The 17,807-nt window shown below is 68.6% G+C and carries 19 protein-coding genes; 6 read left to right on the forward strand and 13 right to left on the reverse strand.

Features of this window, described 5'->3' with window-relative positions; genetic code table 11:
• Window positions 1-130 precede the first annotated feature (130 nt).
• Window positions 131-1,681, reverse strand: coding sequence for a sulfatase family protein (locus TRAD_RS06265; protein ID WP_049772988.1), 1,551 nt, complete (start codon window positions 1,679-1,681; stop codon window positions 131-133).
• A 153-nt stretch (window positions 1,682-1,834) separates the two neighbouring features.
• Here TRAD_RS06265 and TRAD_RS06270 point away from each other — a divergent pair, with 153 nt between their 5' ends.
• The 3 genes from TRAD_RS06270 (at window position 1,835) to TRAD_RS06280 (ending at window position 4,316) form a co-directional block, all read left to right on the forward strand.
• Entirely contained in the window at window positions 1,835-2,317 is a 483-nt protein-coding gene (locus TRAD_RS06270) for a DUF456 domain-containing protein (RefSeq protein WP_013177754.1), read from the forward strand.
• 306 nt (window positions 2,318-2,623) lie between these two features.
• Entirely contained in the window at window positions 2,624-3,544 is a 921-nt protein-coding gene (lgt, locus tag TRAD_RS06275) for a prolipoprotein diacylglyceryl transferase (RefSeq protein ID WP_013177755.1), read from the forward strand.
• A 1-nt stretch (window position 3,545) separates the two neighbouring features.
• Entirely contained in the window at window positions 3,546-4,316 is a 771-nt protein-coding gene (locus TRAD_RS06280) for a sugar phosphate nucleotidyltransferase (protein ID WP_013177756.1), read from the forward strand.
• Here the strand turns inward: TRAD_RS06280 and TRAD_RS06285 are convergent.
• Window positions 4,290-5,777, reverse strand: coding sequence for a sulfatase family protein (locus TRAD_RS06285; protein WP_013177757.1), 1,488 nt, complete (start codon window positions 5,775-5,777; stop codon window positions 4,290-4,292). The two genes, TRAD_RS06280 and TRAD_RS06285, sit on opposite strands and share 27 nt — an antisense overlap.
• Before the next feature lie 179 nt (window positions 5,778-5,956).
• Between TRAD_RS06285 and carA the strand changes: the two genes are divergently transcribed.
• Window positions 5,957-7,108, forward strand: coding sequence for a glutamine-hydrolyzing carbamoyl-phosphate synthase small subunit (gene carA, locus TRAD_RS06290; protein WP_013177758.1), 1,152 nt, complete (start codon window positions 5,957-5,959; stop codon window positions 7,106-7,108).
• A 427-nt stretch (window positions 7,109-7,535) separates the two neighbouring features.
• Window positions 7,536-8,738: an AI-2E family transporter gene (locus tag TRAD_RS06295; protein WP_013177759.1), complete on the forward strand. Its 1,203-nt coding sequence runs from the start codon at window positions 7,536-7,538 to the stop codon at window positions 8,736-8,738.
• Here TRAD_RS06295 and TRAD_RS06300 read toward each other — a convergent pair.
• Both TRAD_RS06300 and TRAD_RS06305 read right to left on the reverse strand, forming a co-directional pair.
• Window positions 8,683-9,654 (reverse strand): trypsin-like peptidase domain-containing protein, encoded by a 972-nt coding sequence (locus TRAD_RS06300; RefSeq protein WP_013177760.1) that lies wholly within the window; start codon window positions 9,652-9,654, stop codon window positions 8,683-8,685. The genes TRAD_RS06295 and TRAD_RS06300 overlap by 56 nt on opposite strands.
• On the reverse strand, window positions 9,651-9,899 hold the full coding sequence (locus tag TRAD_RS06305) for a hypothetical protein (protein WP_013177761.1): 249 nt from the start codon (window positions 9,897-9,899) through the stop codon (window positions 9,651-9,653). Before TRAD_RS06305 ends, TRAD_RS06300 begins: the two co-directional genes overlap by 4 nt.
• Window positions 9,900-10,159: 260 nt before the next feature.
• Here TRAD_RS06305 and TRAD_RS06310 point away from each other — a divergent pair, with 260 nt between their 5' ends.
• Window positions 10,160-11,290 (forward strand): AI-2E family transporter, encoded by a 1,131-nt coding sequence (locus TRAD_RS06310; RefSeq protein WP_013177762.1) that lies wholly within the window; start codon window positions 10,160-10,162, stop codon window positions 11,288-11,290.
• On the opposite strand, the gene TRAD_RS06315 is transcribed toward TRAD_RS06310, so the two are convergent.
• The 9 genes from TRAD_RS06315 to fba all read right to left on the reverse strand — a co-directional run bounded on the left by TRAD_RS06315 (window position 11,242) and on the right by fba (window position 17,712).
• Window positions 11,242-11,940: a sugar transferase gene (locus tag TRAD_RS06315; protein ID WP_013177763.1), complete on the reverse strand. Its 699-nt coding sequence runs from the start codon at window positions 11,938-11,940 to the stop codon at window positions 11,242-11,244. The two genes, TRAD_RS06310 and TRAD_RS06315, sit on opposite strands and share 49 nt — an antisense overlap.
• Window positions 11,941-12,130: 190 nt before the next feature.
• Entirely contained in the window at window positions 12,131-12,553 is a 423-nt protein-coding gene (locus tag TRAD_RS06320; RefSeq protein ID WP_013177764.1) for an ABA4-like family protein, read from the reverse strand.
• 149 nt (window positions 12,554-12,702) lie between these two features.
• Window positions 12,703-13,887: a S8 family peptidase gene (locus TRAD_RS06325; RefSeq protein ID WP_013177765.1), complete on the reverse strand. Its 1,185-nt coding sequence runs from the start codon at window positions 13,885-13,887 to the stop codon at window positions 12,703-12,705.
• A 274-nt stretch (window positions 13,888-14,161) separates the two neighbouring features.
• On the reverse strand, window positions 14,162-14,599 hold the full coding sequence (gene dtd / locus TRAD_RS06330) for a D-aminoacyl-tRNA deacylase (RefSeq protein ID WP_013177766.1): 438 nt from the start codon (window positions 14,597-14,599) through the stop codon (window positions 14,162-14,164).
• The gene (locus tag TRAD_RS06335; protein ID WP_013177767.1) at window positions 14,599-14,883 is read right to left on the reverse strand and encodes a DUF1844 domain-containing protein; all 285 of its coding nucleotides are present in this window, start codon (window positions 14,881-14,883) and stop codon (window positions 14,599-14,601) included. Before TRAD_RS06335 ends, dtd begins: the two co-directional genes overlap by 1 nt.
• On the reverse strand, window positions 14,883-15,503 hold the full coding sequence (locus TRAD_RS06340; RefSeq protein WP_041947176.1) for a uracil-DNA glycosylase: 621 nt from the start codon (window positions 15,501-15,503) through the stop codon (window positions 14,883-14,885). Before TRAD_RS06340 ends, TRAD_RS06335 begins: the two co-directional genes overlap by 1 nt.
• A gap of 174 nt (window positions 15,504-15,677) precedes the next feature.
• Window positions 15,678-16,061 carry a hypothetical protein gene (locus TRAD_RS06345; RefSeq protein ID WP_013177769.1) on the reverse strand — a complete coding sequence of 128 codons (384 nt, stop codon included), beginning with the start codon at window positions 16,059-16,061 and terminating at the stop codon, window positions 15,678-15,680.
• 395 nt (window positions 16,062-16,456) lie between these two features.
• The gene (locus TRAD_RS06350; RefSeq protein ID WP_013177770.1) at window positions 16,457-16,705 is read right to left on the reverse strand and encodes a hypothetical protein; all 249 of its coding nucleotides are present in this window, start codon (window positions 16,703-16,705) and stop codon (window positions 16,457-16,459) included.
• A gap of 86 nt (window positions 16,706-16,791) precedes the next feature.
• A complete protein-coding gene (fba, locus tag TRAD_RS06355; RefSeq protein ID WP_013177771.1) occupies window positions 16,792-17,712 on the reverse strand; it encodes a class II fructose-1,6-bisphosphate aldolase in 921 nt (306 codons plus the stop codon).
• Between the last annotated feature and the right edge of the window lie 95 nt (window positions 17,713-17,807).

Genomic DNA, 17,807 nt, shown 5'->3' on the forward strand with positions numbered 1-17,807 from the left:
CTCACGGTGCTCTAAGCCTACCCCGTGAGGGCGCGGCGCGTGAGCGCGCCCCGGGGGGGGCGTACAACGCGCGCGGCGACAACGGGGGGCTGGCCTCTCGGCGCGGCTTTTGGCGGTCGGGCCGCCGGCCTCAAGGGACCGCTTGGTCCTCGAGCGCGCGGCAGGTGGCGCCCGCGCAGCCCTGCAGCGCCTCGGCGTGCGCGGCGAGCGCCGCTTTAAGCGCAACATCGGCGCCCGCGTAGAGGTTGGTGAGTTCGAAGGGGTCGTTTGTCAGGTCGTAGAGTTCGCCCTCGCGGGTGCCGTCGGCGTACCGGTACTCGACGTAGAGGCGCCCGAGCGTCCGCACGGCGCGGTACTGGGGGACGGGCACCTTGGGGTGGTGCTCGGTGGGGCGGTGCTCGGGGTCTTCGCCGAGGGCGCGGCGGGGCCAGAACTCGGTGAGGACGCTCTGGCGCCACCCCTCAAGGGGCACGGGGCGAGGCCGCAACACCGGCGCTAGCGAGCGCCCGTCGACCCACGCGGGGGGGGAGACCCCCGCCCAAGCGGCGATCGTCGGGGCGAGGTCGGTGTTTAAGACCAGGTGTTCGCGCACCTCCCCCTTGGGGATACCGGGGCCGCGGATGACGAGCGGGAGGCGCACCGAGGCGTCGTAGGGGGTGAGCTTGAGGTGAAAGAGCCGGTGCTCGCCCGAGTGCCAGCCGTGGTCGGAGGTAAAGACCAGGTAGGTGTTGTCAAGGGTGCCCGTCTCGCGCAGCGCGTCTAGGAGCGACCCGAGGAGCTCGTCGACCGCTAGGAGCATCTGGGCTTGCGCGCGGTAGGTGGCGTCGATCGCCGCGATGTCGGCGTCGCTCAACGGGGGCAGCTCTAGCCACCGCGCTTTGCCCTGCGGGTCGGCGTTAAAAGAGGGGGGGCGGGGCGCTTGAAGGTCCCTAAAAGCGTCCGCGTGGCGCGGCGCGGGGACGGCGGGGAGGTGCGGGGCGGTCGGGGCGAGCAGCAGAAAAAAGGGCCCGCGGCGGGCCGAGCGCCGCACGAAGTCCACGGCGAGGCCGGCGAGCACGTCCGTCTGGTAGTCCTGTGGGCGGCTGCCGTAGTGCCGGATGCGCCCGTTGGCGTTGATCTTGTAGTCGTACATCGCGTAGGGGCTGTTGCGCGGGTCGCGGGGCACGTCGATAAAGCCGTACCACTCGCTCCACCCCGGCGGCACGTAGTTGACGCGGGGCCCCCTGTAGCCAGAGGGGTTCTCGCCCTCCGGGCCGTAGGGGTAGGCGTTGAGGTACTTGCCCATCAGTGCGGTGCGGTAGCCCGCCCCTTGAAGCCAGGTCGCGAGGCTCGAGGCTTCGGCGCCGGTGTCGTAGAGCTTGGGAAAGCCCCCCTCGGGACCCCCGTTCGAGCGCACGCGGTGGTTGTGCGCGTACTGGCCGCGCAGGAGGGAGACGCGCGCGGGGCAGCAGAGCGGGGTACTCGTAAAGGCGTTGGGGAGGTGCACGCCCTCGCCGACGAGCTCGCGTTGGAGCGTCGGCATGAGCGCCAGCGAGGCGGCGAGCTGGTCGTCGGTGAGGATCAAGATGACGTTGGGACGGCTTGGTTGGGTGCTGCAGGCGCTCAGCAGGGTGAGCGCGGCCCAGGCGAGCGCGACGGCGAGCCGCCGGACACGGGGGCGAGGGGGTGCGAAGGGGGGCACGACGCGCCACCATACCACGGGGGCCGCGCCGCCGGACCTGAAAAAAGCCGCTCGCTGCGCGCCGCCCTCGAGCAGAGCCCGCGTCCGTTACGTCGTTCGCCGAGGGGGGCAGACCCGCACCTCTCACGCGCTTTTCTGCTACAACTGGCGCATATGACTGCGACCTTTTTAGCGGCCCTCGTCTTTACCCTTTTCTACCTCGTCGGCCTCGCGGGGGTCATCCTGCCCGCTCTCCCCGGCGTACCGATGGTGGCGCTCGGGGCGCTGCTGGCCGCCTGGATCACGGGGTTCGAGGTGCTCACCTGGACGACGGTGATCATCACCGCGCTCCTGACGGTGCTCGCGCAGGGGCTCGACTACGTCGCGGCGGCGGTCGGCGCCAAGCGCTTCGGCGGCAGCCGCGCGGGGTTTTGGGGGAGCATCGTCGGGGCGCTCTTGGGGCTTTTCGTCCCGCCTTTCGGCTTTATCATCGGGGCGCTCGTCGGTGCGGTCGGGGCGGAGCTCCTCACGGGGCGGCCTTTGGACGAGGCGTGGCGCGCGGGGATCGGCGCGTTTGTCGGCACCCTGGGGGGGATGCTCGTCAAATTCATCATCATCGTCACGATCGGCTTTCTCATCTACCCGCGCTTTTTCTAGGCTATTTCTGGGTTCGGCGCGCCCCTAGCGCGCGCTGCTAGAGGGCGGTGCCAAAGGTTTGTCGCCTCGTGGTCTGCAGGTCACCGGCGCTGCGCGCCCCGGCGACCGAGCGGGCCTGCCCGCCAGGGCTCGCCGCGTCTGCGGTGGGCTGACGTGGCGGGTTTATACTGAGGCGCTCGGGCGCCGCTAGCGGCGCCGCACCTATGGCGCGTCCTCTGGAGCTACCCGAAGCGGGCGGCGCGTGGCGACGAAGCGACGAACAGAGACGAACAGACACGAACAGAGACGGACTGAAAAGAGGTTTTCATGGACCCCATCATGATTCAAATCGGGCCGCTGGCGATTCACTGGTACGGCTTTCTCATCGCCCTCGGGGTGCTCGTCGGGACCTCCTGGGGGCTCCGCGAGGCCGAGCGGCGTGGGCTCGAGCCCGATCGCATCACCGATATGACGCTCTGGCTGGTGCTCGCGGGGCTTATTGGGGCGCGGCTCGTCTACGTCGTGACGAGCCCGGCGGCGTACTTCGGCCCTGGCGGTGACCCGCTCTCGGCGTTTGCCATCTGGGAGGGGGGGGCGAGCATCCACGGCGCGGTGTTGGGGATTGTCGTCGCGCTGTGGTTCTACGCCCGCCGCCACAACCTCAACATGTGGGCGTACCTCGACGTGCTCACGCCCATTGGGGCCTTGGGGGTGATCGGCGGCCGTATCGGCAACTTCATGAACGGGACCGACACCACCGGTCGCCTGACGGGGTGGCCGATCGGTTTTACCTGGCCCGAACCCGGCACGCAGACTTTTGGCGCGCTCGGCCGCGTGATCTTCGGCGAGAACCTCTGGGCCAACGCCCCGCAGTTCGTCGTTAATGGCGAGCTGGTGCGGGGGCCCGTGCACCTCACGCAGCTCTACGGGGCGCTCATCGGGGTCGTCTTGGTCTTTATCCTCCTCTGGGCGTTTCGTAGAAGCCGCACCCCGGGGTTTGTCTGGTGGCAGTTCGTGCTCTGGTACTCGCTGCTGCGCTCGGTCTTCGAGGAGACCTTTCGCGACAACCCGCTCTTTTGGCCCGTCTACCTCTCCGAAGGCCCGGACGCGCCCGGCATCGGGCTCTTTACGCTGACCCAGCTCGTGAGCGTGCCGCTTATTCTCATCGCGCTCTACATGCTGCTCACCATGAACCCGGACCAGGCGACGCGCCGCGAGACGCTCGCGCGCAAAGCGCGGGGGCGCTGACGTGCTGGCGGCGGTGGTGCTCGCGGCGGGGCAGGGGACGCGGATGCGCTCGAGCCTGCCCAAGGTGCTCCACGAAGCGGCCGGCAGACCGCTTTTAGAGCACGTGCTCTTGGCGGTGACCCCGCTCGAGCCCGAGGTGACGGTCGTGGTGGTCGGCCACAAGGCCGACGAGGTGCGCGCGCGCTTCCGGAACGTGCCGGTCGCCGCTGGGGTGACGTGGGTGTTGCAGCGCGAGCAGCTCGGCACCGGTCACGCGCTCGCGCAGGCGCGCGGGGTGCTCGAGGGGCCGCTCGGGGCGGGCGGCGCGGTGTTGGTTGTCAACGGCGACGGGCCGCTCTTGCGCACCGAGACGCTGCGCGCGCTCGCGGCCGAGCAGCTCGAGCAGGGCGAGGGGATGACGCTTCTTACCTGCGAGGTCGCCGACCCGACCGGTTTGGGGCGCATCGTCCGCCGCGCCGACGGCAGCGTTCTGCGCATCGTCGAGGAGAAGGACGCTTCGCCCGAAGAGCGCGCCATCCGGGAGATCAACCCCGGCATCTACGCCTTCGACGCCCACGTGTTCTCGCTTTTAGAGCGCCTGAGTAGCGACAACGCCTCGGGGGAGTTTTACATCACCGACCTCGTCGGCCTCTACCTCGAGGCTGGCCTGCCCGTGCGGGCGGTGCTGGGGCGTGACGAGACCGAGGTCTTAGGGGTCAACACGCCGGAGCAGCTGGGGCGCGCCGACGCGCTGTTGCGGGCGCGGCTAGGGGCGGATGTAGAGCACCCCTAGCTCGGCCCCCGGCGCGGCTTCGGTGGGGGCGCTGCGGGGTGCGAGGGCCGCTACCGGGGGGCCGCCCGACACGCCGTAGCGGCGCAGCAGGGGGTTGTCGAAGCGCTCGGAGCGCGCGACGAGCTTGTCGCGCAGCGCCTCCAAGACGTCCCGGTAGTCCGCTACGTGGGCGAGGTTGCGCTGTTCGAACGGGTCGCTCTGAAGGTCGTAGAGCTGCTCGGGCGCGACGAGGCGCGGGGGCCAGCCCTCTTTGAGCCAGAGCGCTTTGGTGTGCGTCGCGTCGGTGTTGGCGGGGCGCGCGCGGTAGGGACCACTCAAGCGGCGGATGTAGCGGTAGCGTGCGGTGCGCACCGATGCCTGCGGCTCGGGGACGACGTGCGCTTCGTGCTCGGCGTAGACGGCGTCGTGCAGCTCGCGGACGTCGCCGCGCACGAGCGGCACGAGCGACGCCCCTTGCAACCAGGGGGGCGGCGGCAGCGCCAAAAGGTCGCAGAGGGTGGGGAAGAGGTCGAGGTGCGACACGAGCGCGTCGATGACCTTGCCGCCCGAGAACCCCTTGGGGCCGCGCATCATGAGCATCACCCCGAGCCCGCCGTCGGTGTGGTTGGCTTTAAAGCCGGGGAGCGGAACGCCGTGGTCGGTGGTGATGATGACCAGGGTGTTCTCAGCCAGCCCGCTACGTTCCAGCGCGTCGAGGACGCGGCCGATGGCGTTGTCTAAAGCGCCCGCCGAAACGGCGAAGTCGGCCATGTCGCGCCGCGTCTGGGGGGTGTCGCGGAGCGCCCCGGGGCGCTCCGCGCGCTCGGGGTCGCCGCTAGGGTAGCCGAAGTAGGACCCGTCGGGGGTGGGGTCGAGCGTGTGCGTCTCGACAAAGCCGACGTCGAGGAAAAAGGGTTTGGTGGGGGGGCGCTCGAGGTAGCCGACCGCCGCCCGGGCGACCGCGTGCGCGTAGTGGCTGCGTAGCGGCAGCAGGGTGTCGTAACCGATCTTTCGGGCGCACGTCCAGGGGTCGCCGGCGGCGATGTGCTGCACCCCGGCGAGCGCCGTCGTGTACCCCGCGCGTTTAAGGAGCGGTACGAACGTCTGATTGTAGTCGCTTAGGGCGTAGCCGCGGTGGGCGAGCCCCCACATGCCGTTGCAACCGGGGGTTATCCCCGTAAAGAGGGCGGCGCGCGAGGGGGAGCAGGTAGGGGAGGCGCAGAACGCTTGGCGGAAGAGCACCCCTTGGGCGGCGAAGCGCTGCAGGTTGGGGGTGGGGACGTCGTAGCCGTAGGGGCCTACGTAGCGCCCCGTGTCGTGCGAGTGGAGGTAGAGGATGTTCGGCCGCCGAGGGTCCTGTTCGGGCGGGGGGGCGCTGCGGCACGCGGACGGCAGGACGCCGAGCAGCGAGGCCGCCCCGATCAGCTTGAGGGCGTCGCGCCGCGTCAGGGGGCGCTCGAGCGGGGCGTTTTCGGGTGCCATAGGCGTCCTTTCGAAACGTCCAAAACGGCTTTACTTTATCATTTTGAGAGCGGCCCTTTGCACCTTTGCCGACACCTTCGCCGACGTCGCCGACGCTTTGAAGTGCGCCGCCAAGGGGTGTTACGGTGGAGCCAAATTGCGGCGCCGGGTGGCGCGCCGCGCCCCTGAGCGAGGTTAGGATGGCGCTACTTAAAAAACCCCCAGCGGTACTCGCCCTCGAGGACGGCACCGTCTACTACGGCTACGCTTTCGGCTATCACGGCGAGACGGTCGGCGAGATCGTCTTTAACACCTCCATGACGGGGTACCAGGAGATCCTGACCGACCCCTCGTACAACGGCCAGATCGTCACCATGACGTACCCGCACATCGGCAACTACGGTGTGTCGGTCTACGACATGGAGTCGAACAAACCCTTTGCGCGCGGCTTTATCGTCCGCGAGTTTTCGCGCGTGGCCTCGAACCACCGCGCCAACCAGGACCTGCAGAGCTTTATGGAGGAGCACAAAATCGTCGGGATCGAGGGGATCGACACCCGCGCCCTGACGCGGCGGCTCCGGCAGGGCGGCGTGGTCAAGGGGGTGATCCGGCACGGCGAGCTCAGCAAGGAGGCCGAAGCGGAGCTCGTCGAGCGCGCGCGCCGCCATGAGGACATCGACGGGCGCGACATGACCCCGGAGGTCACCACCCCGCTGCCCTACGCGCGGCCGACCTTTAAGGACAACCCGCGGGTGGTGGTGATCGACTTCGGCATCAAGCACTCGATCGTCTACAAGCTCGAGCAAGCCGGCGCCGAGGTCATCGTGGTGCCCGCCCAGACGACGCCCGCGCAGATCATGGCCCTAAACCCCTACGGGCTGGTGATCTCCAACGGCCCCGGCGACCCCGACGGCCCCAAGTACGCCCACGACACGGTCTGGCAGATGCTGGGGCTCTTGCCCACCTACGGCATCTGCTTGGGCCATCAGCTCCTGGGCCTCGCGGTTGGCGGCAAGACCTATAAGCTCAAGCACGGCCACCACGGCGCCAACACCCCGGTGAAAAACCTCGTCACGGGCGAGGTCGAGATCACCAGCCAAAACCACAACTACGCGGTCGACATCGGCTCCATCCCGGGCGGGCAGTTTAGAGCGACGCACATCAACTTAAACGACGGCACCTTGGAGGGGATGGCGCACACCCGCTACCCGGTCTACAGCGTGCAGTACCACCCCGAGGCGAGCCCGGGGCCGCACGACGCCTCGTACTCGTTTCGCCGCTTTATCGAGGAGGTCAACGCCTTCGAGGGGGCGACGGCGCTCCCGGCGGCGCGGGCGCTGGGCGACCTCTAACCAGAGCGCTCCGGCGCCGCAGCCCGCCAAAGCGCACCCGCGTCACCCGGTGGCGGTCGCCGGAGGGCGACCGCTGCCTCGTAGAGCGCAGCCTTAAAACGCAGCGCGAAGGACGCCCGCAGGGCGACCAACGTGAAAAAAGCGCCGAGCGCGCGCCGCCCGCCGCGTCGACCGTGGCGATCACCCGCTCCGCCCGCTCAGCGCTCGAAGCCCCCGTGACGGCGTCGACGCGCGGCAGGGGGCGCAGCCGCACCTCGAGAAGCCGCTGAAGCGGGGTATCGTCGCCGGGCACGCTCGTGGCGTACGGTACAGGGTGGTGCGCGGCGTGAACCGGGCGTGACGCTGGGGGTTTCCCAGGGGTATACGTAGTGTACGGGGGGCCTAACGAAAGCGTTGCGGTGCTCCCCTCGAGAAAGGCTTGTACTCTATGGTCCACGCCACGTTGGCTGAGCTCTGGCGGAGCCCCTATGTGCGCCTCGCGTGTCTGCTGCTCCTCGCGAGCGGGGCGGTGTGGTTTTTCTACGAGACGCGGGGCGTCTGGCTGCTCTTTTTCTTGGCCTACACGATCGCCTACCTGACCAACCCCCTGACGCTCTGGTTTCAGCGCCGGCGTTTGCCGCGGTGGTTGGGGGTGGGGGTGGTCTTGCTGCTCCTAACGGCGCTGTTCGCGCTCGCTTCTTTCGTGATCGCGCAGTTTGTCCACCAAGCTTCGCTCTTTATGCAGGAGCTGCCGAACCTCAACGAACCGCTGCTGCGCTGGTACGAGGGGCTCCCCGAGGTGCTGCGCGGGCTCGTGCCGACGCCGGTGGTCGACTTTTTGGGGCAGCCGGGCGCGCAGGCGGGGGCGGAGTTGGGGGCTGAGCTGATCGCACCCTTTGAGGGGATGGTGGGCTACTTGGGCGGGGTGCTCACGCAGTTTAGCGCGAACGTCTTCGCGCTGCTCGTCAACTTCGTCGGCGGCCTTTTGCAGGCGGTCGTGCTGCTTTTTCTGACGCTCTTTTTGCTCTACGACTTTAACGGCATCAACCGCACCTTTTTGCGCCTTATCCCCGAGCGCTACCGCGAGGGGGGGCTCGAGACGCTCCAGCGGCTCGACGTGAGCGTCGGCGGGTACATCCGCGGCCAGATCCTGATCGCTTTGGTGGTTGGGTTTAGCATCTGGTTGGGGCTGACGCTCCTGGGGGTGCCGCTCGCTTTCGGCGTGGGGTTCGTCGCCGCCGTCTTTAACGTCGTGCCCTTTCTGGGGCCGATCGTCGCCTTTATCCCGGCAGGGCTGCTGGCGCTTACCGTGGGGTGGCCCTACGTCTTGGCGACAGCCGCCCTTTTTATGGTGATCAACTTTCTCGACGGCAACGTGATCAGCCCGATTATCTTCTCCAAAACGGTCAAAGTTCACCCGCTCACGGTGATTTTGTCGGTCGCCCTCGGCGCGAGCCTGCTCGGGCTCCTCGGCGCCGTGCTCGCCGTACCGACCGCGGCGTTCGTCAAGGTGCTCTACCAGGAGTACTACTTAACGAGCCGCTGGTACCAGCGCGAGCGCTATAGCGCGCTGCGGGCGGACCCCCCGGCACCCCTCACCTTAGAAGCCCAAGCGCCTCGAGCGACGCCCGCGCCGGGCAAGCGAGCGTGATGGTGCCGTCGCCGGCGTAGAGAAACCCCACCAGACGCCCCTTGAGGTCGTAGATACCGCTGCCGCTGTCACCGGGGGCGCTAAAGGTGCTCCCGTTTAGCCCTTCGATGATCACGCTGCCCTCGAACGCTGCGCTGCCAAACCCGTACGCGACGCGCGGTACGCGGGCGCCGACCGCGCTGACGGTGCCGAAGGTGAGCCCGCTCGTACGACCAACCTTAAAGACCCGCTGGCCCACCCTCGGGGCGGCGAGTTGGGTGGCCCCCGGCGCGGGGCGGCCTCGGGGGGGCAGAAAGGCGTTTTCAAAAACCGTCTCCGGCAAGAGCGCGGCGCTCGCGATATCGGCGCGGTTCGGGGCGGTGGGGGAGAGCGGCACCCACGCGCTAAGGCGCGCGACGACGCGCCCCCGCCCGCGCTGCGCTTGGTAGATGGGGTCGCCGACCCGCGCGTGCTCCTCGTCGGGGGTGTTCTCCGCCGCGATGACGTGGTTGTTGCTTAACAGCAGCGTCCCCCCCTCCGGCGCCGGGTAGAACGCGCCGAGCGTGCCGACGCCGTAGCCGCCGGAGCGCTCGTCCGCGGCGCCGTTTTGGATCTGCGCGCCCAACACGACGGGGTCGAGCACCTCCTGCTCGGGGGTCAGCGCTTCGCCTTGGGCGCGCGGCAAGTAGCTGGCGGCGCGCAGCGGCCCGGGGGTCTCGCGCACGACCATGGGGACCTCGGGGAGCGCCGCGCGCAGGGGGGCTTCCGCGCTGCTGAGCGCGCTTAGCGCGCGGGAGCCCGCGTACGTCACGACGAAGAGGGCGGGGCGGCGCGCGCGCTGGGTGAGGCCGAGCGCTTTGACGTGCGGCGGCAGCGGGGCGTGGGCGATCAGCGCCGCTAGGTCGGCTCGAGCGGGGTGCTCTCGGCCCCGGCTCACCGCGCGTAGGCGAGGAGCCGCCCCCCCCGTTCCCGCGCGACGACCCGAACGCGCTCACCGGCGACCGTCACCCACTGCGGGATGGGGCGGTCGAACTCGGGGGGGACGTAGAGCACGATGCAGCTGTGGCGCGCGTCCTCCGGATCGCGGCCGACGCCGACGACGACCTCCGCGGCGCGGTCGCCGGCGAGCTCGGTGAGCAGGTCGCGTTCTTGCAGGTGTTTAGCGAGGCGCGCGCTGCGCATCGTGGAAGCTCCTCCCGTCATCTCAGCTCCGCCCCTGCGGGCGCCGGTGACGCCGTCTGGTGTGGTGCTGGCAGCGGCCTGACCTGATTGTAGCAAGTGTAGCAGCGGCCGCGTGGCGCGTGCGCTGCAGCGCCCCGGAGGGTCGTTCGGTGTGGCTTTAACGCGCAGCCTCCGTTGACGGCGCTTTGTCCTCGCCCCCGTGTTCCGTCGCCTGGTGCGTTCCGCGCTGCCCTTTACAAAGGGGTCATATACTACCAGGCATGACCACCTTCGCTTCTTGGCCTAGCCGCTACGCGCGCCCCGCCCTCATCGTCGCGGGCGCCGCCCTCGTGCTGCTCTTTTTGTACCGGTCGCGCGGCGCCTGGCTGCTGTTCTTCCTCGCCTACGGCATCGCTTACTTGCTGAACGCGGTCGTCGGCGCGCTCGAGCGCCGCCGCGTCCCCCGTTGGGGGGGGATGGTGTTGGCGCTGCTGCTGCTGCTTGTGCTCTTTACCGCAGCGTCATTTGTCGTCGCGGGGTTTATCCAGCAGATGTCGGAGTTCGTCGCCCGCGTCCCCGACCTCGGCGCGCAGCTGAGCGCCTGGTACGCCGCGCTCAACGAGCTGCAGCGCTTCGTCCCCCCGCCGCTGTCGGCCTTTGCCGAGGGGCTGGGCCGCGGCGCCCAGTCGGGGGCCCTCGAGTCGGCCCTGAGCGCCCTCGGTGAGAGCGCCGTACGCCTCAGCACGGGCGCCTTTTTCGCCCTCACCGGCCTTGTCGGCGGGGTGGTGCAGGCGGTGGTGCTGCTCTTTTTGACCGCCTTTTTGCTCCTCGACTTTGACGGTTTCAACCGCGCGCTGCTGCGCGCGGTCCCCGAACGCTACCGCGCGCAGGTGCTCGAGCTCGCCGCCAAGGCCGACAGGAGCGTGGGCGGCTACTTCCAGGGGCGGCTCGTGGTGTCTTTTATCGTGGCGCTCTGCATCTGGGCGGGGATGGTGCTGCTAGGGGTGCCGCTCGCGTTGGGGATCGCCTTTTTGGCGGGTGTGTTTAACCTGGTCCCCTTTTTGGGGCCGATCATCGCCTTTATCCCGGCGGGGCTGCTGGCGCTGACCCTCGGCTGGGTGCACCTGCTCGCGACCGCGCTCATCTTTACGGCGGCCAACTTTTTAGACGGCAACGTGCTGAGTCCGGTTATCCTCTCGCGCACCGTGCAGGTGCACCCGCTCGTGGTGCTGCTTTCGGTGGTGGTGGGTGCGAGCGCGTTCGGCGTGCTCGGCGTGGTGCTCGGCGTCCCCGTGGCCGCGTTTTTAAAGCTGCTCTACGAGGACTACTACCTGACGAGCCGCTGGTACAGGCTGCCGGCGTCTCAGACGGGCCGCTCGGAGCGCCAACCGCCGCGCCGCACCGCGCCGTGACCGAGGGCGCGCTCGTGCTCGAGCGCCCGCGCTAGCGCCCGCGTATTGAGCCGCTCCCCCCACAAGATGACGCCGACCGTCCGCACCAAGATCTCGAAGTCGAGCGCGAGCGACCAGTTGTCGACGTACCAGACGTCGAGCGCGATGCGCTCCTCCCAGGGGAGGTAGATGCCCCCCGAGACCTGCGCCCAGCCGGTGACGCCGGGTTTGAGGCTCAAGCGCCGCGCCTCGAAGTCGTCGTACTCGGCGACCTGCTCCAAGAGGGTGGGGCGCGGCCCCACGAGGCTCAGCTCACCCGTAAGCACGTTGAGAAGCTGCGGCAACTCGTCGATCTTTAAGCGGCGGATCACGCGCCCGACCCGCGTGACGAGCGGGTGTTCACCCGTCACGGCGCCCATGGTGGCGACGGGGAGGTCGTTGACGCGCATGCTGCGGAACTTCAGGATGGAGAACGTCTTGCCCCCCTGACCCGCGCGGACCTGCCGGAAAAAGATCGGGCGGCCGTCCTCGAGCACGATCAGCAGCGCCGTTATGAGCAGCAGCGGCGAGAGGATCAGCAGCGTGGCGAGCGCGACCGTGACGTCTAGAAGGCGTTTGACCGCGAGCGACAGGGGGCGCAGGGAGGGGGTAGAGGGTAGGGAACGGGTCATGCTGCCTCACCCTATCATCTTTGTCGGGGTCGCCGCTGTGCGGTTTTGGAGCGGCTGCCGGTTCGCCGCTAGCGTGACGCCCACTCACCCGTGACGGGCTGCTGGTTTTCGTCTTCGCCCAACGGCTGTCCTGGCGTCCAGCGAGCGCCCGTGGCTGGTGGCTTTGCGCTCCACGGGCCGCGGGCCCCGCTCAGTTGACCCGCAGCGGGTCGTGCCGGGCGCGGTGCTCGCGCGCCACGAGATACGCCCCCAACCCGAGGGGGCCAAAAAAAAGCGTGACGAAGAGAAACGCGCGCGGGTTGAGGCCCCAGTACTTGGCGTCGCGAAAGATCCACACGCCGGCGAACAGGTCGAGCGTCACGAGGTGCGCCCACACCGCCAAAAAGGGCCAGGGCAGGGTAAAGGTCGTGCGGAGCCCGCCAAACGACAGGTCGAGCGAGGCGCCCCCTAGGAGCGCGGCGAGCAGCAGCAGCGTGTACAGCGCGGCCAGAGCGATAAAGGGCCAGGCCGCGCGGACGAGGCGTTCGGTAAAGCGCGACCTGGGGAAGAGCAGCATCCCGAGCCACACGGGCAAGGGCAGCAGGGTGGTGAGGTTGAAGAGAAACTCGGCCATACCTCACCATACCGTGCCCATACCGTGCGGCGTTTGCCCGAGAGCTAGCGCGGCCGTGGCCCCCACGCGCGGACAGTGGCGCGCCGGCACCGCTCGAGGCGCGCCTCGAGCGGTGCCTAGGGAGCTAGCGGGGTGAGCCCCGCGTGGGGTTACCAGGTGCCTTTGAAGAGGAGGCGGTTGGGCGAACCCGTGCCGATGCTCGAGAGCACGCCCGTGGTGGCGTTGCGGATGAGTTGGTCGGCGACGGTGCTCGGCGAGGCGCTGCGGTTGTTTTGCAGGTAGAGCGCCGCGGCGCCCGCGACGTGGGGGCTCGCCATCGAGGTGCCGCTAATCGTGTTGAGCGCGCCCGTGCCGGTGTGCCAAGCGGCGGTGATGTCCTGCCCGGGGGCGAAGAGGTTGACGCACGAACCGAAGTTCGAGAAGGAGGCGCGGCTGTCGCTGCGCGTCGAGGCGCCGACGGTGAGCGCGGCGCTGACGCGCGCCGGGGAGGTGTTGCAGGCGTTGCGGTTTTCGTTGCCCGCGGCCACGACGTAGGTGACGCCGGCGCGGATGGAGGCGCTCACCGCGTCGTCGAGCGCCCTCGAGGCGGCGCCGCCGAGGCTCATGTTGGCGACCGCAGGTTTGCGGTGGTTGTAGGTGACCCAGTCGACACCGGCGATGACGCCCGAGTTGGCGCCGCTCCCGGCGCAGTCGAGCACCCGCACGGCGAAGAGCCTGACCCCTTTAGCTACCCCGTAGGTGCTGCCGCCGACGGTGCCGGCGACGTGCGTGCCGTGGCCGTTGCAGTCGCTCGAGCCGCGCCCGTCGCTGATCGCCGTGACCCCACCGACGACGCGCCCGCCGAACTCCTGGTGGTCGGCGCGGATACCGGTGTCGATGACGTAGACGGTGACGTCGGGAGCGGTGGTGTTGTAGGTGTAGCGCCCGTCGAGGGGGAGGGTGCGTTGGTCGATGCGGTCGAGCCCCCAGGTAGCGTTCGTTTGGGTCGCGCTCAAGCTCACCACCTGGTCCTGCTCGACGTACGCCACCCGCGGGTCGCTCTGGAGGCGCCTGAGCGCAGCCTCATCGACGTTTTCGGCGACGAAGCCGTTAATAACGCGCAGCGGGAGGGTCATCTGCACCCCCAAGTCGGCGGCCACGCGGCTGACGGAGAGCGCGAAGTCCTCGGCGCCCTGAGCCTGCGCCGCGAGCCCCCGGTCCTCCGCGCTTAACGCGACGATGTACTGCCCTTCAATGGGGGTGCCCGCCTGCGGCGCCGTTTCGGGGAGGGCGGTGTCGACGCGGCCGCAGGCGGCGAGGAGAAGCAGGATGAAAGGGACCCAAAAACGCTTCATCGGCTACCTCTTGAGTCTGGTGTTCTCCCGACGCGGCGCGCGAGCCAAAAGCTCCTGGGGCGCGCTGGGTGCTGGCCCCCCGTGCGTCCAGTCGGCCCGGGTTCGAGAGACGTCCGCACCCTATCACGTGTGGCGGAGCTCAAAAATGAGAGTGATATGAAACAGCGCCATCGTGAAAGTGGCAGCTAAAGCGTCTGGAACGGTAAAAACCCACCTAAAGATAACTTAAAGAAGGAGCGGCGTTAAAAATTTTACTTCTCGCATTTTAAAGGGTTCAGAGCTCGAGCATCAGGGTGACGGGGCCGTCGTTGGTGAGGCTCACCTGCATGTCGGCGCCGAAAACCCCCGTCGCGACCTCGAGCCCCTGCCCTTTAAGCGCCGTGACGAAGTGACCGTAGAGCTTCTCCGCGCGCTCCGGCGGGGCGGCGTCCGTGTAGCTCGGGCGGTTGCCCCGCCGCGCGTCGGCGTAGAGGGTAAACTGGCTGATCACCAGAGCCGCCCCCCCGACGTCGCGGACGCTCCGGTTCATCTTGCCCGCTTCGTCGCCGAAGATGCGGAGCTTGGCGACCTTTGCCGCGAGCGCCTCCGCCCGCGCCGCGTCGTCGCCACTGCCTACCCCGAGCAGGACGAGCAGCCCCGCACCGATGGCGCCGACGACCTTCCCGCCCACCTCGACGCGGGCGCAGCTGACGCGTTGCACAAGCGACCGCATCAGCTTGGCGCGTCGGGCCTCTCGGGAGGCGTCCCGGGGGCGCTGAGCCGCGCCTGCAGGGTGCTGATCGCGTGGTGCAGGGCGCTCTGCTCGGTGTCGTCTAAGTTGCCGCGGGTCTTGTCCTGGAGCATGAGCAGCAGTCCCAAGCTCCGCTCGCCGGTGCGCCGCGCGAGCAGGCCGTCGCGGCTCAGGTGCCGCGCCATGGGGCTATGCTCTTCGCCGAGGGCCGCTTCGGCAGAGCTTAAAAGCGAGTGCACCAGGCCGATAAACCGCGGGTCGGCCACTAGAAGAGCCCCTCTTGGCGCGCCGTGTCGACGACGAACACGGCGGGTTTCGGTCCGAGCTCGTCGATCGCCGCTTTGAGCGCCCGGATGTCTTGCCACATGAGCCACTTCGGGGAGCCGCGTTCGCGGCTCGGGTTGCGCAGCAAGTAGGCGGGGTGGAACATCGGAAACACCCGCACGCCGTGCCACGAAAACCACCTGCCGCGGGTTTTGGTGATGCCCTCTTTTGTCCCCGCAAAGTACTGCGTCGGAAAGTTGCCCAACGTCGCGATGATCTGCGGGCGGATCAGCCGCAGCTGCTCTAGGAGCAAAGGGGCGCTCGCCTCGATCTCCTCGGGTTTGGGGTTGCGGTTGCCGGGCGGGCGGTACTTGAGGATGTTGGTGATGTAGACGTCTTCGCGTTCGATGTGGGCGCTTTCAAGGATGCGGTCGAGGAGCTGACCGGCCCGCCCGACGAAGGGGCGGCCCAGGAGGTCTTCGTCCTCGCCCGGCGCCTCACCGACGATCACCACGTCGGCGTCGGGGTTGCCCTCACCGAAGACGAGGTTGTCCGAGAGCTCCGCGAGCGCTGCGGGTTTCGGGGTGTTCCGGGCCTGCTGCTCGAGGTCTGAAAGCGTCATGGGGCCTAGTGTACCGCGCCAGGGCGCCCGCACGAGCATCTGGCCGGGTACGCAGCGGCCGTCGCGGGCCGTGTCGGGTACGCATCTTTCGGCGACGGGCCCGCGGCTCCCACTGTCCACGCACCCCGCGCGTAAGACGCCGAGCGGCTCAGCGTGACGCGCTCGGTAAGGGGTCTACTTGGCTGCGGCTTGGGCGAGCTTGGGGCGCTGGCTGCGGACCTCGCGGCGGACTTTGGGCTCGAGGCCGATCATCAGGAAAAAGTTTTCGAGCGCGTTCTCCTGCCCCTTGATGTCGGCGTGCTCCCCGTCGGGGGTGCCGCTCACGAAGGGGAGCGCTTTGTAGGCCTCGAGCGCAGCGTGCACGACGGCGCTGGGGCTCTGCGTTTCGGCGATCTCGGTGAGCTGCGCGTAGACGCTGCGCCGCGCTTCGGCGTGCGAGCGAAACGCTTCGGGGTTGTCGGTCTCGGGCGCGCGCAGCACGTCCTGCTTGGCGATGCGGCGGTAGTGCTTGAGGCCTCTAATGATCTCGTCCGAGCTCAGAACCACCCTTACGTCCATCTGTCACTCTCCCTTTTCCCTTTCACGTGCTCTCAACGTATGTCGCCCTATCTATACCCTAATTTGGGGTTTTGGGGGGTCGACTCCTTTATATTCTCCCGCAGGTTCTAGGTGTTGAGTGCAGGCGTTTGGCGTGCGCGAGCCGGTTGCGTGGCTCCGGCGGGCCGTGGCGACGGTGGCGCTTGCACGAGACGGCTGTGAGCGGCGAAGGGGTGAGGCGACGCGGCGACCAGGCCACGCCCGAAAGGCTCGCTCCTCCCTTGGGCGCTGGTTGGTCGTCAAGGGCGCCCGTTGATGCAGCATTATAGGGGTGGGTGCAGGGGCTGTCAAAATGACCTGTGAGACGCCCGGGTCACGGCTAGCGGTGGGGTGCCAGCAGCGCCGCTCGGGGTTCGCTACGCCTCGAGCTTTTTGAGCGGTACGGGGGGGCGCTGCGCCCGCCCCTCGCGCAGCTCGCCGGGGTAGCGCGTGAGTTCGCCGATCGCCTCGGCTTCGGTGGAAAACCCGCAGCTGCGGCACTCGAGCTCGGAAAACCCCTCGGGGTAGCGGTAGGTCACGGTGTCGGTGCTCGCGCACTGCGGGCACCTTTCCCCCTCTTCAAACCCCTCCGCGCCAAAGTCCCACCCCTGCGGCCGATCGGTCATGGCAAAGCCTCCGGCGTCTAGTGTAGCGGACGCCGGAGGTAAGAGGGGACGCTGGGCGACGCCCCGGGGCTGCGCCCAGCGCGTCGCTACGCCTTGCCCACCGACTTAAAGAGCTCGAGGCGTTTGCGCACGACCTCTTTCATCTCGTCGCGGGCGGGCCCCAGGATCTTGCGCGGGTCGAACTCACCGGGCTTTTGCCGCAGCACCTCGCGCACGCGCGTCGTAAACGCGAGGCGCAAGTCGGTGTCGGTGTTGATCTTGGCGATACCCTGCTCGATGGCTTTTTGCACGTCCTCGTCGTGGATCCCAGAAGCGTACTGCAGTTCGCCGCCCGAGGCGCGAAAGCGTTCGACGAGGGCGTTCGGCACGCCGCTCGCGCCGTGCATCACGAGCGGGTTGGGGATGCGCGCGGCGATCTCTTGGATGCGTTGGTGGTCGATAAAAGGGCGCCCCTTGCCCTTGTTGGCGCCGTGCGAGGTGCCGATGGCGACGGCCAGGTAGTCCGCGCCGGTCGCCTGCATAAAGCGTTCGGCCTCGTCGGGTTTGGTGAGGATCGCCTCCTCTTCGGAGACCACGACGTGCTCTTCGATACCGCCCAGACGCCCGATCTCCGCCTCCACCGTGACGCCCACGGCGTGCGCGGCCTCCACCACGCGCTTCGTCTCGCGCGTGTTGGTCGCCTCGTCCTCGTGCGATTTGTCGATCATCACCGAGGAGAAGCCCCATTCGATACACTGCATGCACGACTCATATGACGAGCCGTGGTCGAGGTGCACGGCGACCGGTACCGTCGCCCGCTTGGCCTCGTGGATGACCATGTCGACGAGCTGACGTTTGCCGTACTTGATGGCCCCTTCGGAGAGCGCCAAGAGCACGGGGCTGCGGGTCTCCTCAGCTGCCTCGAGGATGGCCTGGGTGATCTCCATGTTGTTGGTGTTAAAGGCGCCGACGCCGTAGCCGCCCGCGCGGGCCGCCGCGAGGATCTCGAGTCCGGTAAGAAGTGGCATGGGGGGAGTATACCAAGTCGCTGAAGGCGGCTTTCGGCAGGGGGGGCGGTGTACCGGCTGTCGCGTCTGGGTGTGCGTGGGGGGCCCGGCGCCTT

Origin of the sequence: Truepera radiovictrix DSM 17093 (assembly GCF_000092425.1) — a bacterium.
Lineage (GTDB): Bacteria > Deinococcota > Deinococci > Deinococcales > Trueperaceae > Truepera > Truepera radiovictrix.

Excerpts from the sequence above, each read along its gene's own strand:
- TRAD_RS06270 (WP_013177754.1), top strand. The coding sequence starts at position 1,835 with ATGACTGCGACCTTTTTAGCGGCCCTCGTCTTTACCCTTTTCTACCTC.
- lgt (WP_013177755.1), top strand. The coding sequence starts at position 2,624 with ATGGACCCCATCATGATTCAAATCGGGCCGCTGGCGATTCACTGGTAC.
- TRAD_RS06285 (WP_013177757.1), bottom strand. The coding sequence starts at position 5,777 with ATGGCACCCGAAAACGCCCCGCTCGAGCGCCCCCTGACGCGGCGCGAC.
- carA (WP_013177758.1), top strand. The coding sequence starts at position 5,957 with ATGGCGCTACTTAAAAAACCCCCAGCGGTACTCGCCCTCGAGGACGGC.
- TRAD_RS06295 (WP_013177759.1), top strand. The coding sequence starts at position 7,536 with ATGGTCCACGCCACGTTGGCTGAGCTCTGGCGGAGCCCCTATGTGCGC.
- TRAD_RS06305 (WP_013177761.1), bottom strand. The coding sequence starts at position 9,899 with ATGCGCAGCGCGCGCCTCGCTAAACACCTGCAAGAACGCGACCTGCTC.
- TRAD_RS06310 (WP_013177762.1), top strand. The coding sequence starts at position 10,160 with ATGACCACCTTCGCTTCTTGGCCTAGCCGCTACGCGCGCCCCGCCCTC.
- TRAD_RS06315 (WP_013177763.1), bottom strand. The coding sequence starts at position 11,940 with ATGACCCGTTCCCTACCCTCTACCCCCTCCCTGCGCCCCCTGTCGCTC.
- TRAD_RS06320 (WP_013177764.1), bottom strand. The coding sequence starts at position 12,553 with ATGGCCGAGTTTCTCTTCAACCTCACCACCCTGCTGCCCTTGCCCGTG.
- TRAD_RS06325 (WP_013177765.1), bottom strand. The coding sequence starts at position 13,887 with ATGAAGCGTTTTTGGGTCCCTTTCATCCTGCTTCTCCTCGCCGCCTGC.
- dtd (WP_013177766.1), bottom strand. The coding sequence starts at position 14,599 with ATGCGGTCGCTTGTGCAACGCGTCAGCTGCGCCCGCGTCGAGGTGGGC.
- TRAD_RS06340 (WP_041947176.1), bottom strand. The coding sequence starts at position 15,503 with ATGACGCTTTCAGACCTCGAGCAGCAGGCCCGGAACACCCCGAAACCC.
- TRAD_RS06345 (WP_013177769.1), bottom strand. The coding sequence starts at position 16,061 with ATGGACGTAAGGGTGGTTCTGAGCTCGGACGAGATCATTAGAGGCCTC.
- TRAD_RS06350 (WP_013177770.1), bottom strand. The coding sequence starts at position 16,705 with ATGACCGATCGGCCGCAGGGGTGGGACTTTGGCGCGGAGGGGTTTGAA.
- fba (WP_013177771.1), bottom strand. The coding sequence starts at position 17,712 with ATGCCACTTCTTACCGGACTCGAGATCCTCGCGGCGGCCCGCGCGGGC.